Annotated in this window: 18 protein-coding genes; 5 read left to right on the forward strand and 13 right to left on the reverse strand. The window is 66.2% G+C overall.

All coding sequences use genetic code 11. The features are described from left to right. Window positions 1–107: 107 nt before the first annotated feature. From arfB to pabB, 4 genes are read right to left on the reverse strand one after another with little or no spacing between them, the layout of a single operon-like run. Window positions 108–527, reverse strand: coding sequence for an alternative ribosome rescue aminoacyl-tRNA hydrolase ArfB (gene arfB, locus B2V17_RS14705; RefSeq protein ID WP_292998938.1), 420 nt, complete (start codon window positions 525–527; stop codon window positions 108–110). Then, window positions 508–1,185, reverse strand: coding sequence for an RluA family pseudouridine synthase (locus B2V17_RS14710; RefSeq protein WP_292998940.1), 678 nt, complete (start codon window positions 1,183–1,185; stop codon window positions 508–510). The genes arfB and B2V17_RS14710 overlap by 20 nt, the downstream gene beginning before the upstream one ends. Beyond that, window positions 1,182–2,348 carry a pyridoxal phosphate-dependent aminotransferase gene (locus B2V17_RS14715; protein WP_292998942.1) on the reverse strand — a complete coding sequence of 389 codons (1,167 nt, stop codon included), beginning with the start codon at window positions 2,346–2,348 and terminating at the stop codon, window positions 1,182–1,184. The genes B2V17_RS14710 and B2V17_RS14715 overlap by 4 nt, the downstream gene beginning before the upstream one ends. Continuing rightward, window positions 2,345–4,132 carry an aminodeoxychorismate synthase component I gene (pabB, locus tag B2V17_RS14720; RefSeq protein ID WP_292998944.1) on the reverse strand — a complete coding sequence of 596 codons (1,788 nt, stop codon included), beginning with the start codon at window positions 4,130–4,132 and terminating at the stop codon, window positions 2,345–2,347. Before pabB ends, B2V17_RS14715 begins: the two co-directional genes overlap by 4 nt. A gap of 114 nt (window positions 4,133–4,246) precedes the next feature. Here pabB and B2V17_RS14725 point away from each other — a divergent pair, with 114 nt between their 5' ends. Further along, window positions 4,247–5,821, forward strand: coding sequence for a helicase HerA-like domain-containing protein (locus tag B2V17_RS14725; protein ID WP_292998946.1), 1,575 nt, complete (start codon window positions 4,247–4,249; stop codon window positions 5,819–5,821). 133 nt (window positions 5,822–5,954) lie between these two features. Then, window positions 5,955–8,627 (forward strand): M1 family metallopeptidase, encoded by a 2,673-nt coding sequence (locus B2V17_RS14730; protein WP_292998948.1) that lies wholly within the window; start codon window positions 5,955–5,957, stop codon window positions 8,625–8,627. Window positions 8,628–8,636: 9 nt separating this feature from the next. Here the strand turns inward: B2V17_RS14730 and B2V17_RS14735 are convergent, their stop codons facing one another. The 6 genes from B2V17_RS14735 to B2V17_RS14760 form a co-directional block, all read right to left on the reverse strand. Next, the gene (locus tag B2V17_RS14735; RefSeq protein WP_292998950.1) at window positions 8,637–10,055 is read right to left on the reverse strand and encodes a sensor histidine kinase; all 1,419 of its coding nucleotides are present in this window, start codon (window positions 10,053–10,055) and stop codon (window positions 8,637–8,639) included. Continuing rightward, window positions 10,055–10,789, reverse strand: a complete 735-nt coding sequence (locus tag B2V17_RS14740; protein WP_292998952.1) for a response regulator — start codon at window positions 10,787–10,789, stop codon at window positions 10,055–10,057. Before B2V17_RS14740 ends, B2V17_RS14735 begins: the two co-directional genes overlap by 1 nt. Window positions 10,790–10,816: 27 nt before the next feature. Beyond that, the gene (locus B2V17_RS14745; RefSeq protein ID WP_292998954.1) at window positions 10,817–11,404 is read right to left on the reverse strand and encodes an EF-hand domain-containing protein; all 588 of its coding nucleotides are present in this window, start codon (window positions 11,402–11,404) and stop codon (window positions 10,817–10,819) included. 188 nt (window positions 11,405–11,592) lie between these two features. Then, window positions 11,593–11,988: a cupin domain-containing protein gene (locus B2V17_RS14750; RefSeq protein WP_292998956.1), complete on the reverse strand. Its 396-nt coding sequence runs from the start codon at window positions 11,986–11,988 to the stop codon at window positions 11,593–11,595. A 4-nt stretch (window positions 11,989–11,992) separates the two neighbouring features. After that, window positions 11,993–12,361 (reverse strand): VOC family protein, encoded by a 369-nt coding sequence (locus B2V17_RS14755; RefSeq protein ID WP_292998958.1) that lies wholly within the window; start codon window positions 12,359–12,361, stop codon window positions 11,993–11,995. 64 nt (window positions 12,362–12,425) lie between these two features. Continuing rightward, window positions 12,426–14,240, reverse strand: a complete 1,815-nt coding sequence (locus B2V17_RS14760; RefSeq protein WP_292998960.1) for an aminopeptidase P family protein — start codon at window positions 14,238–14,240, stop codon at window positions 12,426–12,428. Window positions 14,241–14,278: 38 nt separating this feature from the next. Here B2V17_RS14760 and B2V17_RS14765 point away from each other — a divergent pair, with 38 nt between their 5' ends. Both B2V17_RS14765 and B2V17_RS14770 read left to right on the forward strand, forming a co-directional pair. Beyond that, the gene (locus B2V17_RS14765; RefSeq protein ID WP_292998962.1) at window positions 14,279–16,333 is read left to right on the forward strand and encodes a S9 family peptidase; all 2,055 of its coding nucleotides are present in this window, start codon (window positions 14,279–14,281) and stop codon (window positions 16,331–16,333) included. A 142-nt stretch (window positions 16,334–16,475) separates the two neighbouring features. Continuing rightward, window positions 16,476–16,895, forward strand: coding sequence for an acyl-CoA thioesterase (locus B2V17_RS14770; protein ID WP_292998964.1), 420 nt, complete (start codon window positions 16,476–16,478; stop codon window positions 16,893–16,895). Here the strand turns inward: B2V17_RS14770 and B2V17_RS14775 are convergent. Together B2V17_RS14775 and ald are read right to left on the reverse strand one after the other, a co-directional pair. After that, window positions 16,892–18,601: a sensor domain-containing diguanylate cyclase gene (locus tag B2V17_RS14775; protein ID WP_292998966.1), complete on the reverse strand. Its 1,710-nt coding sequence runs from the start codon at window positions 18,599–18,601 to the stop codon at window positions 16,892–16,894. The two genes, B2V17_RS14770 and B2V17_RS14775, sit on opposite strands and share 4 nt — an antisense overlap. Window positions 18,602–18,727: 126 nt before the next feature. Further along, window positions 18,728–19,843 carry an alanine dehydrogenase gene (ald, locus tag B2V17_RS14780; RefSeq protein WP_292998968.1) on the reverse strand — a complete coding sequence of 372 codons (1,116 nt, stop codon included), beginning with the start codon at window positions 19,841–19,843 and terminating at the stop codon, window positions 18,728–18,730. A 133-nt stretch (window positions 19,844–19,976) separates the two neighbouring features. Between ald and B2V17_RS14785 the strand changes: the two genes are divergently transcribed. Then, entirely contained in the window at window positions 19,977–20,435 is a 459-nt protein-coding gene (locus B2V17_RS14785) for an Lrp/AsnC family transcriptional regulator (protein ID WP_292998970.1), read from the forward strand. Here B2V17_RS14785 and B2V17_RS14790 read toward each other — a convergent pair. Further along, a partial coding sequence (locus B2V17_RS14790) for a sensor histidine kinase (RefSeq protein WP_292998972.1) occupies window positions 20,432–21,846 on the reverse strand: 1,415 nt, incomplete at its 5' end. The two genes, B2V17_RS14785 and B2V17_RS14790, sit on opposite strands and share 4 nt — an antisense overlap.

The raw sequence follows: 21,846 nt of genomic DNA on the forward strand, positions 1-21,846 counted from the left end.
GCCGCCTTTCAAGGGAAGCGTTGTGTCCAGCCGAAGGGTGGGAATGACAGGGGCCTGGCGGCCAGCCAAAAATCTCTTCGCGCCTTTGCGCCTTGGCGAGCGCCCCTTCAGTCCAGCCGCACTTTCCCACGCCCTGCCTTCACCGCGCCGCGGATCTTCTTGCCCGCCAGCCGCTCGGTCTTGCCCACCCGGTTGAGCCGGGTCTTGGCGCGCTTTTCGGGCAAGTCGAAGGCTTCCTCGATCAGCTTGGTCATGCGGTCGCGGGCGTCGGCGCGATTGGCCTCCTGGGTGCGAAAGCGCTGGGCCGAGAGCAGCAGCTCGCCCTTGGCGGTCATCCGGCTACCGGCCAGCTGCCGGAACCGCGCAAACACTTCGGGCGGCAAGCGCAGCGCATAGATATCGAGCCGCAACTGCACCGCAGTCGCCACCTTGTTGACGTTCTGCCCGCCGGGCCCGGAGGCGGCGATGAAGCTTTCGCTTACCAGCGCCAGCGCGCGCTGGACGGTATCATGCGCCGAGGTCGTCATCGCTGAAACCCAGGGCGATGAAATCGGCCGGGATCGGCGCCACTGCGGTGACGGGCTCCTTGCCTTCGCGGGGAATGGTCAGGGCACGGGCGTGGAGCATTGTCCGCGCGGCCTTGCCCCCCTTCTTGCCGTCGCCATAGACCGGATCGCCAACCAGGGCGTGGCCGAGCCCGTGTTCGGCATGGACCCGGATCTGGTGGGTGCGCCCGGTCTCCGGGCGGAACTCGACCAGTGTCATCCCGTCCCGCTCGGCCAGCTTGCGCCAGTGGGTGACGGCCTCCTTGCCCTTCTTCGCGGCGATCATCCGCCAGCCCTTTTCGGCGCTGGAGATCTTGCTGAGCGACAGCGCGATCGTGCCTTCCTCGCCCTCGACTGGTCCGGAAACGATCCCGAGGTAGACCTTCTCCACTCCGCGCGCCTCGAAAGCAGCGTTGAAGCGCTTCAGCGCCTTGGGGTTGCGCGCAAACAGCAGGCAGCCAGAGGTATCGGTATCGAGCCGGTGGACCGGAACCGGGGACCGGGCAAAGCCCAGCCGCAGTTCGGCGGCGCGGTCTTCCAGGCAAGCGCCACCGGCGCGCGGTTTTTCGATCGGCAGCCCGGCGGGCTTGTCGATAACCAAAGCTTCGCCGTCTTCAAACAGGATCGACAGGGGTTTCATTGCAGGGCCTCCGCTATGCGGCGCACCGCTTCTGATAATCTGGCCTCGTCGGCCGCGAAACTGATCCGGAATCCGTCCCGGCCGCCGAATGCCGATGCCGGAACCACGGCTATGCCATGCTCCAGCAAGTGCAGGCACAGCGCCTCGTCATCCCCGAACCGCGCCATCAGCGGGGCGGCATCGACCATGCAATAGAACGCGCCGTCGGGGACCGGAGTGGACAGGCCGGGCACCGCATTGATCGCCGCAACCACCATGTCGCGCCGCGCCCGGAACCGCTCGCACCAGTCGCGCAGGAAGTCCTGCGGGCCTTCGAAAGCGGCGACGGCGGCGGCCTGGCTGATCGAGGCGGCATTGCCGGAAGAGTGCGATTGCAGCCGGCCCATGGCCTTGATCAGCCATTCCGGCCCGGCGGCGACCCCGATCCGGAAGCCGGTCATCGCATGGCTCTTGGAGACGCCGGACACGGTCAGGATACGATCGGCGAGGTCCGGGCACTCCGCCGCCAGAGTGGCGTGGGTGCCGGGCGTGTAGCGCAGCGGCGCGTAGATATCGTCGCTCATCACCAGCACCTGGGGATGGCGGCACAGCACTTCGCCTAGCGCGCGCAGCTCTTCGGCACGATAGGTCGCGCCGGTCGGGTTGCCGGGACTGTTGAGCAGCAGCCAACGGGTCTGCGGAGTGATCGCCGCTTCAAGCTGCGCCGGGGTGATGCGAAAGCCGCCAGCAGCCGTGGTCGGCAAATCGAACACTTGAGCTCCGGCGAAACGGACGATCTCGGGATAGGAGACCCACCACGGACTGGGGATCAGCACGGCATCGCCCGGATCGAGCGTCGCCAGCAGCGCATGGAAGATTGCCTGCTTGCCCCCGGCGCTGACAATCACCTGACTGGGAGGAACTTCGATCCCCAGATCGCGCTTGAAGTGCAGCGCGGCGGCGCTGCGCAGGGCAGCGGTGCCCGGTACGGCGGTATATTTGGTATCCCCGGCATCGAGTGCGGCCTTGGCCGCCGCGATGACATGCGGCGGGGTGGCGAAATCAGGCTCGCCGACCGACAGCGAGATCACGTCTTTGCCCGCCGCGCGAAGTTTGATCGCCCGGTCGGTGATAGCGGTGGTCCGCGATGCAGCGATGCGCGACAGCGCCTGGCTCAGCGTCACAGCAATACCGCCGGGATCAGGCCGCGCAGCGCATTGCCGATCAGGAACCCGTCCTTCAGGTCATCGAGAGTCAGCTCTGCCTCGATCGCCCGGCCGCTTTCCAGCAGCGAGCGGCGCAACACGCCGGGCAGCAGGCCGAGCTGCGCGGGCGGGGTCAGCAAGTGGCCGTCGCGCTCGACGAACAGGTTGGTGAAGCAGCCCTCGGTCAGCCGGCCATCGTCGCGCAGCAGCAGCGCCTCGTCCGCCCCGGCAGCCTTGGCCGCGGCCAGCCCGACATCGTAGAAACCACGGTCGCTGCTCTTGTGGCGCAAGCGCCAGTCGCCCGCATCGATCGGCAGCGGCAGCACCGCGCAGCGCGCCGGCAGATTCAGCTCTGCGGGGAGCGGCCCCAGCTCCAGCGAATAGGCCCCGCTGCGCGAAGCCAGCAGCCGCAGCCGTGCCGGATCCTCGGCATCGAAGCACAGTGCCTGGATCGCGTTGCGCACCGCATGGCGATCGAAGGCAAAGCCCAATTCCGCAGCGCTGGCCATGATCCGCTCGAGATGCAGCTCAAGCAGCGGCACGCCTTCGTCGGGGGTAAAGCGCATCGTCTCGATCAGGTCAGCCCCGGCGGCGTGGAGCCGGACGAATCCGCCCTTGATCAGGCATTCGCGCCATTCGGACAGCGCCTCGCTATCCGCAACGATCGCGCCGCCGACGCCCAGCACCGCCCGGCCGCGGCCGTTCTCGCCCGGGGTCAGCCGCAGGGTGCGGATCGCGACATTGAAAGCGGCGTCGCCATTGGCGTCGATCCGCCCGATCGCCCCGCAATAGGGACCGCGCGCATCGCGTTCGATCTGGTCGATCAGCTCCATCGCCCGGATCTTGGGCGCACCGGTGATCGATCCGCAGGGAAACAGCGCGCGGACCATGTCGATCGGTCCCTTGCCGGGCAACAGGTGGGCGCGGACCGTGGTGGTCATGGTGTGGACGGTGGGATAGCTCTCAACCGCAAAGGGCCGCTCGACCTTGACCGTCCCCGCTTCGGCCACCCGCGACAAGTCGTTGCGGAGCAGGTCGACGATCATCAGGTTCTCGGCCCGGTCCTTGTCCGATGCTGAAAGCTCCGCTGCCAGCGCGGCATCTTCCGCCGCGTCGCGGCCGCGCGGGCGGGTGCCCTTCATCGGCTTGGCGGTGACGGCGCCGTCCTTCTCGGCGAAGAACAGTTCGGGCGAGCAGGACAGCAGCCAGTGCGACCCGTCATAAACCACCCCGCCATAGCCGGCCCGTGCCGCCGGGCGCAGTGCGGCATAAAGCGCCAGCGGATCGCCGCGAAACGATCCGGCGAGGTGGAAGGTAAGGTTGGCCTGATAGATGTCCCCCGCCGAGATCGCTTCCTGCAAAGCGGCGAAGGCGGCCATGTAGCCCCCGGGCGAGATCTGCGGCTCGAGCGGGCCAATCTGCGCAATTCCGGGTTCGGCGCGGGCGGCGAGCCAGTCCGGCATCGCCTCGGCGGGAACGGTCTCGTAGTGCTTGAATGCCCCGAACCAGACCAGCGGCCCCATCGCGCCGGAGCGGGCGTCGGCCAGCGGCATCAGCCGTTCTTCCAGCGCCAGCCCGGCTTCGTAAGCGATGTATCCGGCCAGTTCGAAGCCCTGATCGCGCAGTTCGGCGAGGCGTTCCAGCGCCGGGACAACCTCGGCCGCGCGGCGCGCCACCACCACTTCGGACGGCGTGCGATAGACGCGGGCGGAACTGGCCCCGCTGGGCCGGGCATCGTCAAGCAGGATGAAGGGTTCGGTCATGATCGGGGCGCTTCTAGCCGCCTATCGCCGCTCATGCAAAAAGCCACTCGCACAAGGGGCTAGGCCGTTCTATCTGTGGCGCAAAGCTGAATCACACCCCGGAGCACATCCCCTATGGACGACATCTTCATCGGCCTTGCTGCCAACGGCGAACGCCAGAACCTGCGCCTTGGCCGCGCCAACCGCCATGGCCTGATCGCGGGGGCAACCGGCACCGGCAAGACCGTGACGTTGCAGACCCTGGCCGAACAATTCTCGGCCGCCGGGGTGCCGGTGTTCATGGCCGACGTCAAAGGCGACCTTGCCGGGGTTGCGATGGCCGGCAGCCACGATTTCAAGCATGCCGACAAGATCGAGGGCCGCGCCAAGGAACTGGGCATCGACCCGTTCGAATATCATGACAATCCGGCGGTGTTCTGGGACCTCTATGGCGAGAGCGGTCACCCGATCCGGACCACCATTTCGGAAATGGGCCCGCTTTTGCTCGGGCGCCTGCTGGGCCTCAACGAGACCCAGGAAGGCGTGCTCAACATCGCGTTCAAGTGGGCCGACGACAACGGCCTGCTGCTGCTCGACATGGATGACTTGCAGCAGACCCTGATCCATTGCGCGGAAAACGCGGGTGAACTGGCCACGACCTATGGCAACATCTCGAAGGCTTCGGTCGGGACGATCCAGCGCCAGTTGCTGGCTTTCGAAAGCCAGGGCGCGGACCGCTTCTTTGGCGAGCCGGCGTTCGAGATCAACGATTTCATCCGCTGCGACGAGAGCGGCAAGGGCGTGATCAACGTGCTCGCCGCCGACAAGCTGATGCAGAGCCCCAAGCTCTACGCAACCTTCCTGCTGTGGCTGCTGTCCGAACTGTTCGAGGCGCTGCCCGAAGTCGGCGATCCCGAAAAGCCGGTGCTGGTGTTCTTCTTCGACGAAGCGCACCTGCTGTTCGAGGACGCACCCGAGGCGCTGTTCGACAAGGTCGAGCAGGTGGTCCGCCTGATCCGCTCGAAGGGCGTCGGGGTCTATTTCATCAGCCAGAACCCGATCGATATCCCGGAAAAGATCGCCGGCCAGCTTGGCAACCGGGTCCAGCACGCGCTGCGCGCCTTTACCCCACGTGACCAGAAGGCAATCAAGGCGGCGGCCGAGACGTTCCGGATCAATCCCGAACTCGACGTCGAAACCGCGATTACCGAGCTCAAGACCGGCGAGGCGCTGGTCTCCACGCTTGACGAGGAGGGCGCGCCGACGATCGTCCAGCGCACGCTGATCGCTCCGCCGCGCTCGCGCCTGGGCCCGATCACGCCCAAGGAGCGCGCGATCATCCAGTCGATCAGTCCGTTTGACGGCAAATACGATGCCGCGGTCAACCGCGAGAGTGCGGCCGAAGTGCTCGCCCAGAAGGCGCAGGATGCCGCCGCCGCCGCCCAGGTGGTTGAAGAGCAGGGCGAGGAAGCCCAGCGCGCCCAGCCCCGCGCGACCCCGTCGATGTGGGAAAAGGCCGGCAAGGCGGCGTTCGGTGCCGCCGCTGCCTCGGCCGGGACCATGGTTGCGCGCAAGATCAGCGGCCGCAAATCGAGCAGCTCGCCGATGGCATCGGCAGCCAGCGCAGCGGCCGGTTCGCTAGGCACCGCGCTGGGCGGGCAGATGCTGGGCCGGTTCGCGCGCGGGCTGCTGGGGGCGCTGCTGCGCTGACCAAGGGTGCCATTGGGCGCGCGTGACCGTCGCTGGTCGAACCGGCTCGGCACTTGGTCGAGCCGGACGGTTGCATTCGCGAGCGAAGTGAGGTCTGGAACCGGCCATAACGGTCGCTTTTCCGGAGAATCCATTGCGTACCCTTCTGCTCGCCGCTTCGGCGTTGACGCTGGCGCTTGCCGCCGCTGCCCCTGCCACGATCGCTGCCGCCGATGCCGAAACCCAGGCCGCGCTGGCCCTGGCTCCGGTTCCGCCGGGCAAGCTGACCGACGCGGCGCGGCCGACCGCCTACCGCATCGATCTGACCATCGATCCCAATAAGGAGCGCTTCTCCGGCAAGGTCGAGATCGACGCGGTGCTGAAGGATTCGGCGCGGTTCATCGATCTGCATGGCCGCGATCTCAAGATGGGCAGCGCCGTCGCTCTGGCCGGGGGCAAGCGCTATCCGGCGCGCTATTTCGAGCTTGATCCGAGCGGCGTGGCCCGGCTGACTTTTTCCGAAGCACTGCCGGCGGGGCCGGTGACGCTGCAATTCGACTATGACGCGCCATTCAACAGTGGCCCGGCCGGCATGTTCCGGGTCAAGGTCGGCGAAGACTGGTACAGCTGGACCCAGTTCCAGTCGATCGATGCCCGCGCCGCCTTTCCGGGCTTCGATGAACCGGGCTTCAAGGTGCCCTTCACGGTAACCCTGCGGACCCTTCCGGGACAGATGGCGGTGAGCAATGCGCCGCAGGTATCGACCACGCGCGAGGGCGGGATGGACGTTCACCGATTCGCCCCGACCCTGCCGATGCCGACCTATCTGATGGCCTTCATGGTCGGCCCCTTCGCTTCGGTTTCGGGGACCGTCCCGGCCACGCCGCAGCGCCAGGCCCCGCTGCCGATCCGGATCGTCACGACCAAGCAGAACGCAGCCAAGATGGACTTCGCGCTGCAGGGCACCAAGGGGATCGTCAAGCACCTTGAGGCCTATTTTGGCCAGGCCTTCCCCTATCCCAAGCTCGACCAGATCACCACGCCGATCCTGCCGGGGGCGATGGAGAATGCCGGGGCGGACCTTTACAACGATTCGATCCTGATCATGGACGAAAAGGCCTCCACTTCGCAGAAGCGGACCTTTGGCATGGTCGTGGCGCATGAACTGGCACACCAGTGGTTCGGCGATCTCGTCACGCCGGCCTGGTGGGACGACATCTGGCTCAACGAGAGCTTTGCCAATTGGATGGGCTTTAGAATCGGGCACGAATGGCGGCCCAACCTCAACATCCGGGCCGGGGCGCTGGCCGAAGGCTTCAATGCGATGGGTACTGACGCGCTGGTCGCCGGCCGCGCGATCCATCAGCCGATCCCGACCAATGCCCAGATCGACGAAGCGTTCGATTCGATCACCTATGGCAAGGGTGGCCACGTGGTGGCGATGATCGCCGGCTACATGGGCGATACCAAGTTCCGTGACGGGGTGCGCCGCTACATGGCCGCACACAAATATGGCAATGCCACCAGCGCCGATTTCTTCCGCGCCATGGCCGAGGTTTCGGGCGATCCCCGAATCCTGCCGGCAATGCAGAGCTTCACTGACCAGCAGGGCGTGCCGCTGGTGACCTTCGCCGCCGATGGCAAGGGCGGCTATTCGGTCAGCCAAAGCCGCTATGCCCGGCTCGGTGCGCAGGCTCCGGCGATCCGCTGGGGCATTCCGCTCTGCGTCCGCCGCGCCGCTTCCAAGCAACAATGCCAGTTGCTTGATCAGGCCAGTGGCAGCGTCAGGGTAGCCGGGCGCGGGGCGCTGATCCCCAATGCCGGGGGCACCGGCTATTACCGCTTCGAACTGCCAGCTGCGGAATGGAACGCGCTGATCGCGGTGGCCGACAAGCTGCCGGGTGGAGAGGCGCTGGCGCTCGACGATTCGCTGTTCGCCAGCTTCCAGGCCGGCCGCGCCAGCCCCGATCAGCTTATCGCCGGGGCGGTCAAGCTGGCCGCAAATCCGGATAGCTACGCCAGCGAAGCCGGGGTCGGCAGCCTTGAATGGTTCTACCGCAACGGGCTGCTCGATGCGGATGGAGAGCAGGGCTATCGCCGCCTGATCCGGCAGCTGTTCGCACCCAAGGTTGCGGCGATGGGCTTCGATCCGCGGGCAGGCGCTTACGCCGCCGAGGATCCGGAAAAGTCGCAGAAGCGGATTCAGGCCGTCGGAAAGCTGGCCGGCGCGGGCCACGATGCGGCGTTGCGCAAGAAGATCGGCGATGCGGCGCGGGCCTATCTGGCCGGCGATACCAAGGCGCTCGACCCGTCATGGTTCGGGATCGGCTTCGAAATCGTGGTTGAAGAAGGCGGCCTTGCCGCCGCCAAGCAACTGGCCGAGGCCGGCCTCGCTTCACAGGACCCGCTGTTCCGGCCCAATGCGCTGGGCGCAGTCGCCACCTCAGGCAAGGAAGATATCGGGCGCTGGGTGCTCGATTCCTTCACCGACAGCCGCCTGCGCCGCAGCGAACGGCTCGGCATGATCCGCGGCGTTGTTGCCAACAAGGGCACCCGCGACATGGGCTTTGCCTGGCTTCAGGCGAATTATCAGGACCTTGTTGCGGGCGGCGGCGGGATTTTCTTCGCATCGCGCCTGCCGGGCATGGTCGGCGGCTACTGTTCGGCCGCCAAGGCCGACGAGATTGCCGCGTTCCTGCGCCCCAAGCTGGCCGGCAAGACCGGCGCGCTCGAGCTGGAACGCACGATCGAGCGGGTCCGTTCATGCGGCGTGCTCAAGGATGCGCGCGGGGCCGAGCTTTCGGCGGCGTTCAAGAAGGTAAAGTAAGCGGCGGGATCAAAGCGGCAGCGCGAGAGTGGCGGTCAGCCCCCTCACCGCGCCGTCATCGCCCCGGCGGTTGGCCAGGGTCAGCCCTCCGCCATGTTGTTCTGCGATCGCGCGGGCGAGGGTCAGGCCTAGTCCCGCCCCGCCGGTTTCGCTGTTGCGCGATGGTTCGCCGCGGGTGAAAGGCTGCAGCATCGCCGCGATCCGGTCATCGGGGATTCCGGGGCCGTCGTCGTCAATCCGGATCAGCACTTCGCTACCCGAGCGGTCGATGGCGATCCGCGCCGTCTGGCCATAGCGCAGCGCGTTGACGACAAGATTGCGGATCGCGCGCCGCACCCAGGTGGCGCGCAGCGGCAGGACCAGCCGTTCGGCCGGCTCGAAGCTGACCGCTTCGCCCATGTCCTCGAATTCCTCGGCGATCTGGCCGACCAGGGCATTGAGCTCGGTCTGCTCGAGCGGGTCGCTCGGCCGGCCGACCCGGGCCAGACTCAGGATATCGTCGAGGCTGCGGGTGATGTCCTCGATCGTCGCCGCCATCTTGCTGCGCTCGGTATCGTCTTCCACGCTTTCGATCCGCACCCGCAGAGCGGACAGCGGGGTCTTGAGGTCGTGCCCGATCGCGCCGAGCATCACGTCCTTTTCATCGAGCAACGCGGCGATCCGTTGTTCCATCGCGTTGTGCGCCACGATCAGGCGGCGCACGTCATCAGGCCCTTGCGGGACGAGCAGCCCCGCGCCTTCGCGGTTGGCGCCGAATTGCTCAAGTCGATGAGTCAGCGCGGCCAGCGGCTTGGTCATCCGGCTGACAATCAGCGCAATCGCGCCGACCATCAGGCCGTAGAGCAGCAGGGTCTGGGCGAGCAGCGAGAAAACCAGTGCCGGTTCGCCCCTGGGCACCGGAACCCGCACCGTCAGCCAGCGCCGCGCCTGTGGCAATTCCAGCGCCACGGCCATCAGGTGGTGCGGCCGGCCCGGATCGCGGCCGAGAATTCTGGAGCGCCGCTCTAGCCGGGAAAGCAGGCGCGGATCGTCGCTCAACGGACGGTCGATCACCACGACCTGGCCGAGATCAAGCCCCTGGCTTTCGACGATTTCGCGCAGCTCTTCCTCGGCGTCCGGGTGGCGGCGACCGTTGCCCAGCGCAGGCGCGGCGGCGCTGCTTTCGACCCGCAACTGGCGTTCCCCTTGCGGCCGGCGCGGGCCTTCGCCCTGATGGCGGAATGGTCCGCCGATGAGGCCTTCGTCGCGGGCGGCCCCGAACAGGCGCAGCGCGGCGGTGTGGATCAGCGCCGCCTCGCGCCGCTCGGCCTGGGCGCGGTAGAGCAGCACTGCGCTGATCCCCTGGGCCAGCAGCAGCGCCAGTGCGATGGCCAGCAGCAGCTGCCCCTGCAGGCTGCGCGGCCAGATGAGCCCCCTGATCCGCCGCATCATTCCCTCCGCGTCGGCTCGCGGCGGACATCGGCGGCCAGCATGTAGCCGCCGCCCCAGACGGTCTGGATCAGGGCGGGATTGCGGCTGTCGACCTCGATCTTGCGGCGCAGACGGCTGACCTGATTGTCGACCGCGCGGTCGAACAGGTGCGCCTCGCGGCCCTGGACCATGTCGAGCAGGCGGTCGCGATCGAGCACCTGGCGGGGGTGTTCGACGAAGGCCAGCAGCAGGCGGAACTCGACCGAGGAAATCGCCACCACCGCTCCTTCGGGATCGGTCAGCTTGCGCTTAAGCGGATCGAGCCGCCAGCCATCGAACAGGAAATCCTCCTCCTCGGCCGGCGCCTGCGCGCCTTTGCTGGCGCGGCGCAGCACCGAGCGGATCCGCGCGACCAGCTCGCGCGGCTCGAACGGCTTAGTGACATAGTCGTCGGCGCCGATTTCGAGGCCCACGATCCGGTCGGTGGCTTCGGTCCGGGCGGTCAGCAGGATGGTCGGGATCGCCTGGCTTTCAGCCAGGTGGCGGCACAGCGAAAGGCCGTCCTCGCCGGGCATCATGATGTCGAGCAGGACCAGATCGGGCGGTTCGTCGCGCAGCCGGGTGCGCGCTTCGGCGGCGCTGGCGGCCTGGTCGACGACAAACCCCTGGCGAGCAAGATACTCGGCCAGGGGTTCGCGCAGGGTCCGCTCGTCATCGACAAGGAGCAGGCGGGTTGCGGCGCTCTGATCCATGTTAACTGGTCGGTTCCGGGGTTCGGGTCAGTTGGCTGGCGGCGGAGGCGGGGGCATGTCGCCATGGCCGGCGTGCGCACCCGGGCCGCGCTTGCCGCCCATCTTCTGGCGCATCTGCGCATGATGCGCCTTGCGCTCTTCGGGGGTCAGCTTGCCGTCCTTGTTGGCATCGGCATGATCGAACATCATGGCGTGCCCGGCGACGAATTCGTCCTTGCTGACTGCGCCGTCCTTGTTGGTATCGGCCATCCGCATCATCATCATGCCGCGCTTGCCGCCATGTTCACCGCGCTTGCCCATCCGGCCTTCGCCGCCCTTGCGCTCACGCGCGGCGGAGAATTCGGCGCGGCTGACCGAACCATCCTTATTAGTATCGAGCCGGTCGAACATTGCAGTCTGCTTGGTGGCCTGATGCGCGGCGCGGTCAGCCTCGTCGAGCTTGCCGTCCTTGTTGGCGTCCATCATGGCAAACATTTCGCCGGCCTTGGCCTGGGCTTCGGCCTTGGTCACGGTCTTGTCACCCATCGGATCGCCCATCGGGCCCTGACCCTGGGCAATCGCGGTACCGGCAAGGCCGGTGGTCAGCAGGGCCAGGCCCAGAATGGTCTTCTTCATGTCGCGAACTCCTTGTCGCAGGAAAAGCAGGAGAAGCCACGGGGCGGGCAAGGGGAGGGGGAGAACCCGGCCCCATGGCTTCCTGTATTCCGTCTAGACCCGGGATGTCGCGCATTTATGCCGCGGGGCAAGCACTTTGTGTCAAATTGTCGCAGACTGCGGCACCCGTTCATCCGGGGGCAAGCGGTTCAGCGCGGGCGGTGCTGCGTGCCCATGCCGGCAGTTATGAACAGTGCGCTTGCCTTGCCGGAGATATCGGCGGTGTGCCACACGCCCGGAGGGTTGATCGCATAGTCCCCCGAACCGATCGTCACCGTGTCGGCAGTGCCGTCGGGAAATTCGCGGTGAAGTGTCATGGTCCCCGATAGGCACAGCACCACTTCATCCCCGACCGGGTGCATTTCCCAGCTGTCCCAGCTCTCCGCAAATTCGGAAAAGCTGACCAGCCGACCCTCCGCGCCGTCGGACGCGTTGCGTTCGGCATAGGCCTGATACCAATCCATGCCGGTGAAGGGCGGCTGCGGTACGGCCTTGGCACCAAGGCCAAGGTGCAATGGCCTGCTGGCGATCGCAATTCCAGTCACTGATTCAGCCCATCACAAATGCATTGAGCTTGTTCCCATCGGGATCGCGAAAATAGCCGGCGTAGAACCCGTCGCCGCGTGGGCCCGGGGCGCCTTCGTCGCTGCCGCCGTTGGCCAGCGCGATCGCGTAAAGCCGGTCGACCTGGGCATTGTCGCGCGCTTCGATCGCGACCATCACCCCGTTGCCGACGCTGGCTGCCTGTCCGTCAAAGGGCTTGGTTGCGGCAATCCCGCAGCCGCCGCCGGGCGTGCCCCAGGCGATGAAGCTATCGAATTCCATCATCCGCCCGGTGCCCATCTCGGCAGCGATCGCATCATAGAACTTCGCAGCGCGGGGCAGGTCATTGGTGCCCACGGTTACATATCCGATCATCGAATCGACTCCTCTGTTCGCAATGAGAACATGATAGGAACATCAACCATGAGTCAAGCGCGACCTAGCCCCGGCTGAGCGGCGCGCAGGCCTCTTTCAACCAGGCCAGCGCCGCACCTTCCAGCTGCGGGGCGAGGATCGTCTCGACCTGGGCGTGGTAATCGTCCCACCACTTGAGCTCTTCGCGGGTCAGCAGGGCGGTTTCGACCAGTGTCTTGTCGATCGGGGCCCAGGTCAGGTTCTCGAACCCGAAGTATTCGCCTTCCGCTCCGGCAATCTCGCGGCGTTCGACCAGCACCAGATTCTCGATCCGGATTCCGAAATCGCCGGCCTTGTAATAGCCGGGCTCGTTCGAAAGGATCATGCCGGGGAGCAGCTCGGTGCCGGTTCCGGCCTGGCCGCCGCTGGCCTTGGCGATCCGCTGCGGACCTTCGTGGACCGAAAGGAAGCTGCCGACCCCATGGCCGGTGCCGTGGGCATAGTCGACCCCGGCCTGCCACAGCGCATAGCGCGCGCAGGTATCGAGCTGGGCGCCGACCGTGCCTTTGGGGAACACCGCCAGCGCCAGCATGATGTGGCCCTTGAGCACGCGGGTGAAGCGGTCCTTGTGCTCGGCGGTCGGCTCACCCGGCCCGACCCAGACGGTGCGGGTGATATCGGTGGTCCCGTCGAGGTACTGCCCGCCCGAGTCGACCAGGTAGATCGAATTGGGGGCGATGGTCAGGTTGGATTCCTCATCGACCCGGTAATGCGGGCTGGCGGCGTGCGGCCCCGCGGCCGAGATCGTATCGAACGACAGATCGCGCAGCAGGTCGCTCTCATCGCGGAAGGCGCGCAGCTTGGCCGCAGCGGAAAGTTCGGTCTCGCCGCCCTTGGGAGCTTCGACGCTCAGCCAATGGAGGAATTTCGCAATCGCCGCGCCGTCGCGGGACTGGGCGGCGCGCTGGCCGGCCTGCTCGACCGGGTTCTTCTGCGCCTTGGGCAGCACGGTCGGGTCGGTGATCTCGACTACCTGCGCTCCGGCTCCGCTCAGCACGCCGAATACGGCCTGGACCGAGCGTTCCGGATCGACCGCGACCTTCTTTCCGGCGAGCGCCTGCAATTGCGGCACGAAGGCTTCGCGCGGGCGGATGGTGACCGCATTGCCCAGGTGGGCGCGCAGTTCGGGCGTGACCTTTTCCTCGGCGATGAACAGCTCGGCCGTGCCGTCGGCATGGGCCAGCACGAACGACAGCGCCACGGGGGTGCGATCGACATCGGTGCCGCGCAGGTTGAGCAGCCATGCCACCCCGTCCAGTGCCGAGACGACCGCGGCATCAAGGCCCTTGGCGCTCAGCCATTCGGCCACCTGGCTGCGTTTGGCCTCGCTCGACTGGCCGGCATATTCGTTGCCGTGGACCAGCGCCGGGGCCGGCGAGGGCGCGGGCTGGTCGGCCCAGATCGCGTCGATCGGATTTCCGTCGACCGGTTCGAGCGTGGCGCCTTTGGCCTGCAGCGCCCTGGCGGTTGCTTCGGCCCAGGGCTTGCCATGGAGCCAAGGGTCGAACCCGATCTTCATTCCCGAAGCGGCATTGTCCGCCAGCCAGGCCGCCACCGTGGTTTCCAGCGAGGACTGGTATTCGAACAGGCGTCCATCGACCTGCTCGCGCACTTGCAGCGTATAGCGACCGTCAACAAAGATCGCCGCCTTGTCGCCCAGTACCGCCGCGGTTCCGGCCGATCCGCCAAAGCCGGTCAGCCAGGCCAGCCGCTGGGCATAGGCGCCGACATATTCGCTCATATGCTCGTCAGAGATCGGGATCACGAACCCATCGAGCCCGCGGGTCTTCAGTTCCTTGCGCAGTGCATCGAGGCGCGCTTCATGGGTATTCATCAGCATGGCTTGCAGTCCTTCTGACCCCACCATAGAGCGAGGGCATGAGCATTGCCACACCCCCTGTTGCCGCAAAGAAATCCCACAGCGTGACCCATCACGGGATCACCGTGACCGACGATTACGCCTGGCTGCGCGATCCGAACTATCCGGAGGTGACCGATCCCGCGATCCTTGCGCACCTCAATGCCGAAAACGCCTGGTTCGAAAGCCGCATGGCCGGGCAGCAGGGGCGGATCGACGCATTGTTCAAGGAAATGCGCGCGCGGATCAAGGAGGCTGACAAGTCGGTCCCGCAGAAGGACGGCGATCATCTCTACTGGATCGAGTTCGAGGAAGGCGCCGAATACAAGAAGTGGTGGCGCCGCCCGGTAACTGGCGGACCCGACGAGCTTGTGCTCGACGAGGTCGCCCTGGCCGAGGGCCACGAATACTTCCGGCTCGGTGCGATCTCGGTCTCGATGGACGGCAAAATGCTGGCCTGGTCGGTTGACGATAATGGGTCCGAGCGGTTTACAGCGCGGTTCAAGAACCTTGAGACCGGGGAAATCCTGCCCGACGAGATTCCGGGAACCCTGTCCAGCCTGGTCTGGGTCGCCGGGGATAAGGCTGTGGTCTATTCGCTCGCCAACGAGCAGTGGCGGACCGACAATGCCAGGCTGCACTGGCTGGGCCAGCCGCCAAGCAGCGATATCGAGCTGTATCACGAAGACGACGAAGGCTTTCGCGTTGGTGCTTCGCTGTCAGCCAACGAGGAATGGCTGATCATCTCAACCTCGGACCACGAAACCAGCGAAGTGCGGGTGGTGCCGGCGAACGACCCGCTGGGCGCCCAGCGGCTGATCTGGCCGCGTCAGACCGGGGTGGAATACGATGTGGATCTGATCGAAGACATCGTCTTCATCCATTCGAACAAGACTCACGAGAATTTCAGCATCGTCTTTGGCCCGCTGGCCGAACCGGAAACCACCGCGCCACTGGTTGAAGGCAGCGATGACGTCTACCTGACCGGATTCGACCTGTTTGAGCAATTCTGGGTGGTCGAAAGCCGGGTCCGCGGGCTCGACCGGGTCGAGGTGCGCTATTACGGCGAGCCGGAGCGGGTCGAGCCAATCGAATTTCCCGAAGCGAGTTATTCGGCAGGCCTGGGCGACAATCCCGAATGGGCGGTGGACAAGCTGCGGCTGTCCTATGAATCGATGGTCAGCCCGGCTTCGGTGCTGGAATACGATGTAGCCGCCCGGACCATGACCACCCTCAAGGTCCAGGAAATCCCCTCGGGCTACGATGCCTCGCTCTATGCCACCGAACGATTGGAGATTGCGGCACGTGATGGCACGGCGATCCCGGTTTCGATCGTCTATCGCAAGGATCGCGCGGCGGGCGGACCGCTCCATCTCTATGGCTACGGCGCCTATGGCATCGCCATCGATCCGGGTTTCTCGACCACGCGCCTCAGCCTGGTCGATCGCGGTTTTGCCTATGCCATCGCCCACATCCGCGGCGGCGACGATCTGGGTCGGGCCTGGTACAAGGCGGGCAAGCTGGAAGCGCGCACCAACACCTTCACCGATTTCGTCGACGTCGCGCAGGGCCTGATCGAGCGCGGCTATACCCAGGCCGGGCGGATCAGCATTTCGGGCGGATCGGCCGGGGGCGAGCTGATGGGCGCGGTGATCAATTCCGATCCCCAGCTGTGGGGCGCGGTTGTGGCGCATGTGCCGTTTGTCGACGTGCTGGCGACCATGCTCGATCCCACCCTGCCGCTGACCCCGGGCGAATGGCCCGAATGGGGAAATCCGATCGAGGACCAGGCGGCGTTCGAACTGATCCGCTCGTACTCGCCCTACGATCAGGTCAAGCCTCAGGCTTATCCGCCGCTGTTGGTCACCGCCGGGCTCAACGACCCGCGGGTGACCTATTGGGAACCGGCCAAATGGGTCGCAAAGCTGCGCGAGCTCAAGACTGATGACAACGAGTTGCTGCTCAAGACCAACATGGGCGCCGGGCATGGCGGCAAGTCGGGCCGGTTCGAAAGCCTGAAGGAGACGGCCGAGGAGTTTGCCTTCATCCTGTGGCAGCTGGGGGTGGAGGGTTGATGGGGCTCACCCGAAGAACCGAAGAGGTTGCCTGGTGCCGAAGGCTCGGCGATTCGAAAGTGCCCTGCCTTGGCGGCGAGGCTGGATTGCGACCGCGGCATCGCCGCAAGCCGAACGTCTTCGGTTCTTCGGGTGAATCCAAATGACCAACCGCCACACAATCACCTTCACTGCCCAGCCCGAGCACATCGACGAGCTTGGCCATGTCAACAACGCGGTCTGGGTCGACTGGATCCAGCAGATCGCCACCGCGCACTGGTCGGCCGTCGCCGCGCCGGAGCACCAGGCGGCCTACATCTGGGTCGTGACCCGGCACGAGATCGACTATCGCGGCAATGTCGGTCCGGGCGAAACGGTGACGGCGGAGACCTTTATCCCGCGCGCGCCGAGCGGGGCACGGTTCGACCGGCGGGTCGATTTTCGCGATGGGGCGGGCAAGGTGATCGTCAGCGCCAATACCACCTGGGCGATGATCGACCGGGCCAGCGGGCGGCTCGCCCGGGTCCGCGAGGATGTTACGGCTCCGTTCCGGCCGTTTGCCGAGGAAACTGATCCGGCCTAGGCCGCGGCAGGACGGCGCAGTTCGCGGTGGCGGTCGAAGATCTGCAGCCGCTCGCAGACCATCCGGTTCCGCCCGGCCCGTTTGGCCTGATAAAGCAACCCGTCGGCCCTGGCATAGATCGCGGCGAAGCTGGCGTCGGGCATCACCTGCGCCGGGATTTCGACAATCCCCATCGATGCCGTAACCGGGCGATCGAGCCCCGGGACTTCCTGGGCGATCCGCGCGGTGATCGCCTGGCGGATCCGCTCGGCGCGCTGGACCATGTCGGGTCCGCGCAAGACCAGCATGAATTCCTCGCCGCCCATTCGCATCGGCAGGATGTCATCGTCCTCTGGTAAGGCGGCGGCGACCACCTTGAGCACCGTATCGCCCACCGCATGGCCGAAGCGATCATTGACCGCCTTGAAATGGTCGAGATCGAGCAGCGCCAGCGTCTCGAAGCCGTCGCTGCGCAGTGCGGCAAAACGGCTTTCGATGGTGCGGCGGTTGAGCAGCCCGGTCAGCGGATCGCGTTCGGCGAGACGCGCCATTTCACCCGCGCGCAGGCGGTGCGTATCACGATCGCGGCGCAGCTGGATGAAACGGTCGGCGATGGCAATCGAACCGATCAGCACTTCGAGCCCGATTGCAATGCGCTGGGCGATGAACAGTTCCATTGGTTCGTTTTGGAGGCCAAAAGCTCCGGCGGTGATCTGCCAGATACCGGTTGCAACCAGCGGCAGCCACGATGCGATCAGGAATTTGACCGCGCGGCTGCCGCGTTTCAGCGCTGCGCCCATGGCCCAGATCATGACGCCAATTACCACCAGCCAATTGGCGAAGTAGATGGCAAGACCGCGGCTCTGCAGCCAGTCGATCGTCGCAACGAAAAAGCCGCCGTTGAACACTAGCCATAGCGCGGTCTGGCGCAGGGCGCGGCGATGCGCATCATCCAGCTTGTCACGCTCGATGAAGTCGCTGGCCATCATCAGTGCCGACGCCGCTCCGCCGCAAAATGTGAGCGCGATCAACAACGAAATGGAGCCAACCGGCAGAGGGGCGACCAGCGGAGTCAGGCCTGAAGTTATCGTGGCGTGCAGCAGCATGAAGCCGACAACACTGACATGCCACAGCAGGAACCGGTCCCGCAGCGCGCGGTACAGTGCCAGGTTGAAAAACAGCGGAACCAGCAGCACCCCGCACAGGATCGCAATCCAGATCTGTTCGCCGCGCAGCAGCGACTGCACCTTGGCGTGAAGGCGGGTTTCGCTAACCAGCGTGGTGACGGTTGGACCGACATATTCGAGCGTCAGCCGCCGCGCGCGCTCGCCTCCTTCGGGCAGAACCATGGCCTGGCCCATGTGCCCCTTCGGGCTGAAATCATGCATCGAGCGCTGATGGCGCCCGATACTGCCGTCGGATCGCTCGATCTCGATCTGCAAGGCTTCGAAGCGGGCCAGCCGGGTCGTAAGCTCGGCCGGAACCTGCCCGTCAATGCCAAGATCGAAGCGCAGCAGGACGTGGCGCTGCGCCGCGCTCCAGTCACGGTCGCCGCAGGTCCAGCCCTGGTTCGAATTGCGCAAGAGATCGGCCTGCGTCCGGGTATCGGCTGCGGCATGGCATGCTGGCGGCAGTCCGCCTTCGCCAGCCTTGGCCATTGCCGGTTCGGTCATGCCGAACAGGGCCACCATAACGACGGCCAGAAACCACAGGGCGCCACGGGTCAACGTGGGTGAAAAGGTGCGGCCGGCATCCATGCGCAAGGGTATAGGATGCCGGCCATGCCAATTGGTGACATGAACTGGTTAACGGCAGGCCAAGGATTGGCCGTGCCCTTGTTTAGCTTTCGCGCGTTAGGCCAGAATTTCGCTTAGCGGAACATGGTCATAACCCAGGTCGCGGGCCACGGCTTCGTAGGTCACCTTGCCCTCGTGGACGTTAAGGCCCGCAGCCAGATGCGGGTTGGCGCGCAGCGCCTCCTTCCAGCCCAGATCGGCGATCCGCAGGGCGTGCGGCAGGGTCACGTTGTTGAGCGCATAGGTGCTGGTCCGCGCCACCGCGCCGGGCATATTGGCGACACAGTAATGGACGATCCCGTCGACGACATAGGTCGGGTCGGCATGGGTGGTGGCATGACTGGTTTCAAAGCAGCCGCCCTGATCGATCGCGACGTCCACAAGGACCGCACCCGGCTTCATCGTGCCGAGCATGTCGCGGGTCACCAGCTTGGGTGCCGAAGCGCCGGGAACCAGCACTGCACCGATCACCAGGTCAGCCTCCGAGACTTCGCTGGCGAGCGCAGCACGGCCCGAATAGAGCGTGCGCGCGCGGCCTTCGAAATGGCTGTCGAGCCGCTCCAGTACGCCAGGATCGCGATCAAGGATCGTCACATCGGCGCCCAGCCCGACCGCCATCTGCGCGGCGTTGAAGCCGACCACGCCGCCTCCGATCACCACGACCTTGGCCGGCAGCACGCCCGGAACCCCGCCCAGCAGCACGCCGCGACCGCCATTGGCCTTTTCCAGCGCGGTCGCTCCGGCCTGGATGCTCATCCGCCCGGCGACCTGGCTCATCGGCTTGAGCAGCGGCAGCGAATTGTCCGCACCGGTCACGGTTTCATAGGCGATCGCGGTGACGCCCGACTTGACGAGGTCGGCGGTCTGTTCGGGATCAGGGGCGAGGTGCAGGTAGGTGTAGAGGATCTGGCCCTTGCGCAGCTGCGCGCGCTCGACCGCCTGCGGTTCCTTGACCTTCACCACCATTTCGCATTCCGCGAACACTTCGGCGGCAGTGGCCTTGATCACGGCCCCGGCGGCTACGTAGCCGGCATCGCTGGCACCAATGCCATTGCCGGCGCCGGTTTCGACCCAGACTTCGTGACCATGGGCGACCAGTTCGCGGGCGCTTTCCGGGGTCAGACCGACCCGGTATTCGTGGTTCTTGATTTCCTTGACGGTACCGACGCGCATCGGGCCTCTCCTTGACATAGTCTGACGGAAGGATACGCCGCAATTGCGCGAATGTTTCACCAAAGTTTGGCTATGAATTTCGTCGTGACGGTGATAATTTCCGATTTTGCGAGGCAATACGGAATTATATCCCATGGACCGCAACGATATCCTGATTCTGGAAGCGCTGCAGAAGGATTCGTCGCGTTCGATTGCCGAACTGGCCGAGCTCGCGGGGGTTTCGGCCTCGGCCTGCCACCGCCGGATCAAGGCGCTGGAAGCGGCGGGGATCGTCACCGGCTATGCCGCGCAGCTCGACCCGCAGGCGCTCGGGCTCAAGCTGCAGGCCTTCGTCGAGATCACCCTGACCAGCCAGAGCCGCGAGGCGATGGAGCGGTTCGAACGGGCCGTGGCCGATTTCGACGAGATCCTCGATTGCCACCTGATGGCCGGCCACGCCGACTATCTGCTGCGGGTCGCCGCGCGCGATCTGGAACAGTATGACCGGATCCACCGCGATTGCCTCGCCGCACTGCCCGGAGTTTCCTCGATGCGCTCAGCCTTCGCGATCCGCCGGATCAAGCGCTGGCAGGGGTATCCGGTGCGGGGTTAGTCTGCCACCGGCAAGGCTAGCACAAAACACGCTCCGCCATCGCTTTCCAACAGCTCCAGATCGCCACCGCAGCCCTGGGCCAGCGCGCGGGCGATGGGCAGGCCAAGGCCTGTGCCGCCGGCCTCACGCTTGGAGGTGAAGAACGGGTCGAACACCTGGATCCGATCAGCCTCGGGCACCCCCGGGCCATTGTCGTGCAGCGCAATGCGGGCTGTGCCATCGGTCAGTTCGGCGGAGATCGCCAGCTCCGTTGCGCCAGCCTGTCGGGCGTTCTCAATCAGGGTCGCAAGCACGGTTTCGAGCGCGCCTTCCTCCATCGCCAGGGGCGGTAGCGCTTCGGGCAGCCCGGTGCGGATCGCGAACGCGGCGCTGCCGTGGGCATCGGCCAGCCGGGCCAGCACCGGCTCCAGCGCGGTGCGGGCATCGCCGCTGGCCTTGCCCATATCGGCCTTGGCCAGTTCCATCAGCCGGCTGACCAGGCGCGAGAGGCGATCGGCATCGCCTTCCATGTTAGAGAGGAACCGGGTCCGCTCGGCGTCCTTCATGCTGCTCCCATGATCCTGCAGCAGTTCGATCCCGCCGCGGATGCCGGCCAGCGGGGTCTTGAATTCGTGGCTGAGGCTGGCGGCGAAATCGCGCAGATAGCGCCCGCGCCGCTCGATCGCCTCGGCCATCACGGTGAAATCGGTGTAGAGCCCTTGGACCTCCTGCACTTCCAGCGTCGGTCGGCGCAGCCAGGCGCTGCGTCCTTCGGCCAGCGCGCGGGTCGCGGCGGACAGGCGTTCGAGCGGGGCAACGATCGTCCGTGCCAGGATCGCAGCGATCAGCACCAGCAGCGTGAAGATCACCGCCACCCCAATCGCGATCTTGCCCCAGTCCTCCCACATCCCTCGGAACAGCGCACTGGGCGAGCGCGAGACGAGCACCACACCGACCACTTGTCCATTGACCGTGATCGCGCGGGCATGGTGCAGCCGCAGGTCGGTCGCCCGGCTCAGCCAGTTGACGAAATAGCCGTGCGCGAACGAGGAGTTGGCCCGCAGCACGGTCTGCGATCCCCCGGCCAGGGCAGCGCGAACCTCGGGCAGCATGCCCAGCGACAGGCCGATCTGGCGGCCGCTGACCATTTTCCCGTCGCGGTCGAGCAGGACGATCGAGGCCAGCGTCGCGGCCTTGGTTTCGGCGATGGCCGGGGCGATCCGCCGCGCCGCTTCCAGCGCGGCCGGATCGGGCGGGGCAGAGGCGGGCTCGGCAGGGGGGCGCTCGGGCAGGATCACGCTGGAGCGCAGGTCGATCCCGGTGGTCAGCGCGGCTTCATAGGGATCGAGCCGGCTCGCCTCGGCCGGGGCCGGTTCGGGCAGAGCGGCGGCGGGCTGCGCGCCGGGCCAGACCAGCGCGGTCGCGGCGGCCA

Origin of the sequence: Novosphingobium sp. UBA6272 (assembly GCF_002440635.1) — a bacterium.
Classification (GTDB): Bacteria; Pseudomonadota; Alphaproteobacteria; order Sphingomonadales; family Sphingomonadaceae; genus Novosphingobium.

Bases quoted from the DNA above. Each gene is read 5' to 3' on its own strand.
- arfB (WP_292998938.1), bottom strand. From the start codon at position 527: ATGACGACCTCGGCGCATGATACCGTCCAGCGCGCGCTGGCGCTGGTA.
- B2V17_RS14710 (WP_292998940.1), bottom strand. From the start codon at position 1,185: ATGAAACCCCTGTCGATCCTGTTTGAAGACGGCGAAGCTTTGGTTATC.
- pabB (WP_292998944.1), bottom strand. From the start codon at position 4,132: ATGACCGAACCCTTCATCCTGCTTGACGATGCCCGGCCCAGCGGGGCC.
- B2V17_RS14725 (WP_292998946.1), top strand. From the start codon at position 4,247: ATGGACGACATCTTCATCGGCCTTGCTGCCAACGGCGAACGCCAGAAC.
- B2V17_RS14735 (WP_292998950.1), bottom strand. From the start codon at position 10,055: ATGCGGCGGATCAGGGGGCTCATCTGGCCGCGCAGCCTGCAGGGGCAG.
- B2V17_RS14740 (WP_292998952.1), bottom strand. From the start codon at position 10,789: ATGGATCAGAGCGCCGCAACCCGCCTGCTCCTTGTCGATGACGAGCGG.
- B2V17_RS14745 (WP_292998954.1), bottom strand. From the start codon at position 11,404: ATGAAGAAGACCATTCTGGGCCTGGCCCTGCTGACCACCGGCCTTGCC.
- B2V17_RS14755 (WP_292998958.1), bottom strand. From the start codon at position 12,361: ATGATCGGATATGTAACCGTGGGCACCAATGACCTGCCCCGCGCTGCG.
- B2V17_RS14760 (WP_292998960.1), bottom strand. From the start codon at position 14,240: ATGCTGATGAATACCCATGAAGCGCGCCTCGATGCACTGCGCAAGGAA.
- B2V17_RS14765 (WP_292998962.1), top strand. From the start codon at position 14,279: ATGAGCATTGCCACACCCCCTGTTGCCGCAAAGAAATCCCACAGCGTG.
- B2V17_RS14770 (WP_292998964.1), top strand. From the start codon at position 16,476: ATGACCAACCGCCACACAATCACCTTCACTGCCCAGCCCGAGCACATC.
- ald (WP_292998968.1), bottom strand. From the start codon at position 19,843: ATGCGCGTCGGTACCGTCAAGGAAATCAAGAACCACGAATACCGGGTC.
- B2V17_RS14785 (WP_292998970.1), top strand. From the start codon at position 19,977: ATGGACCGCAACGATATCCTGATTCTGGAAGCGCTGCAGAAGGATTCG.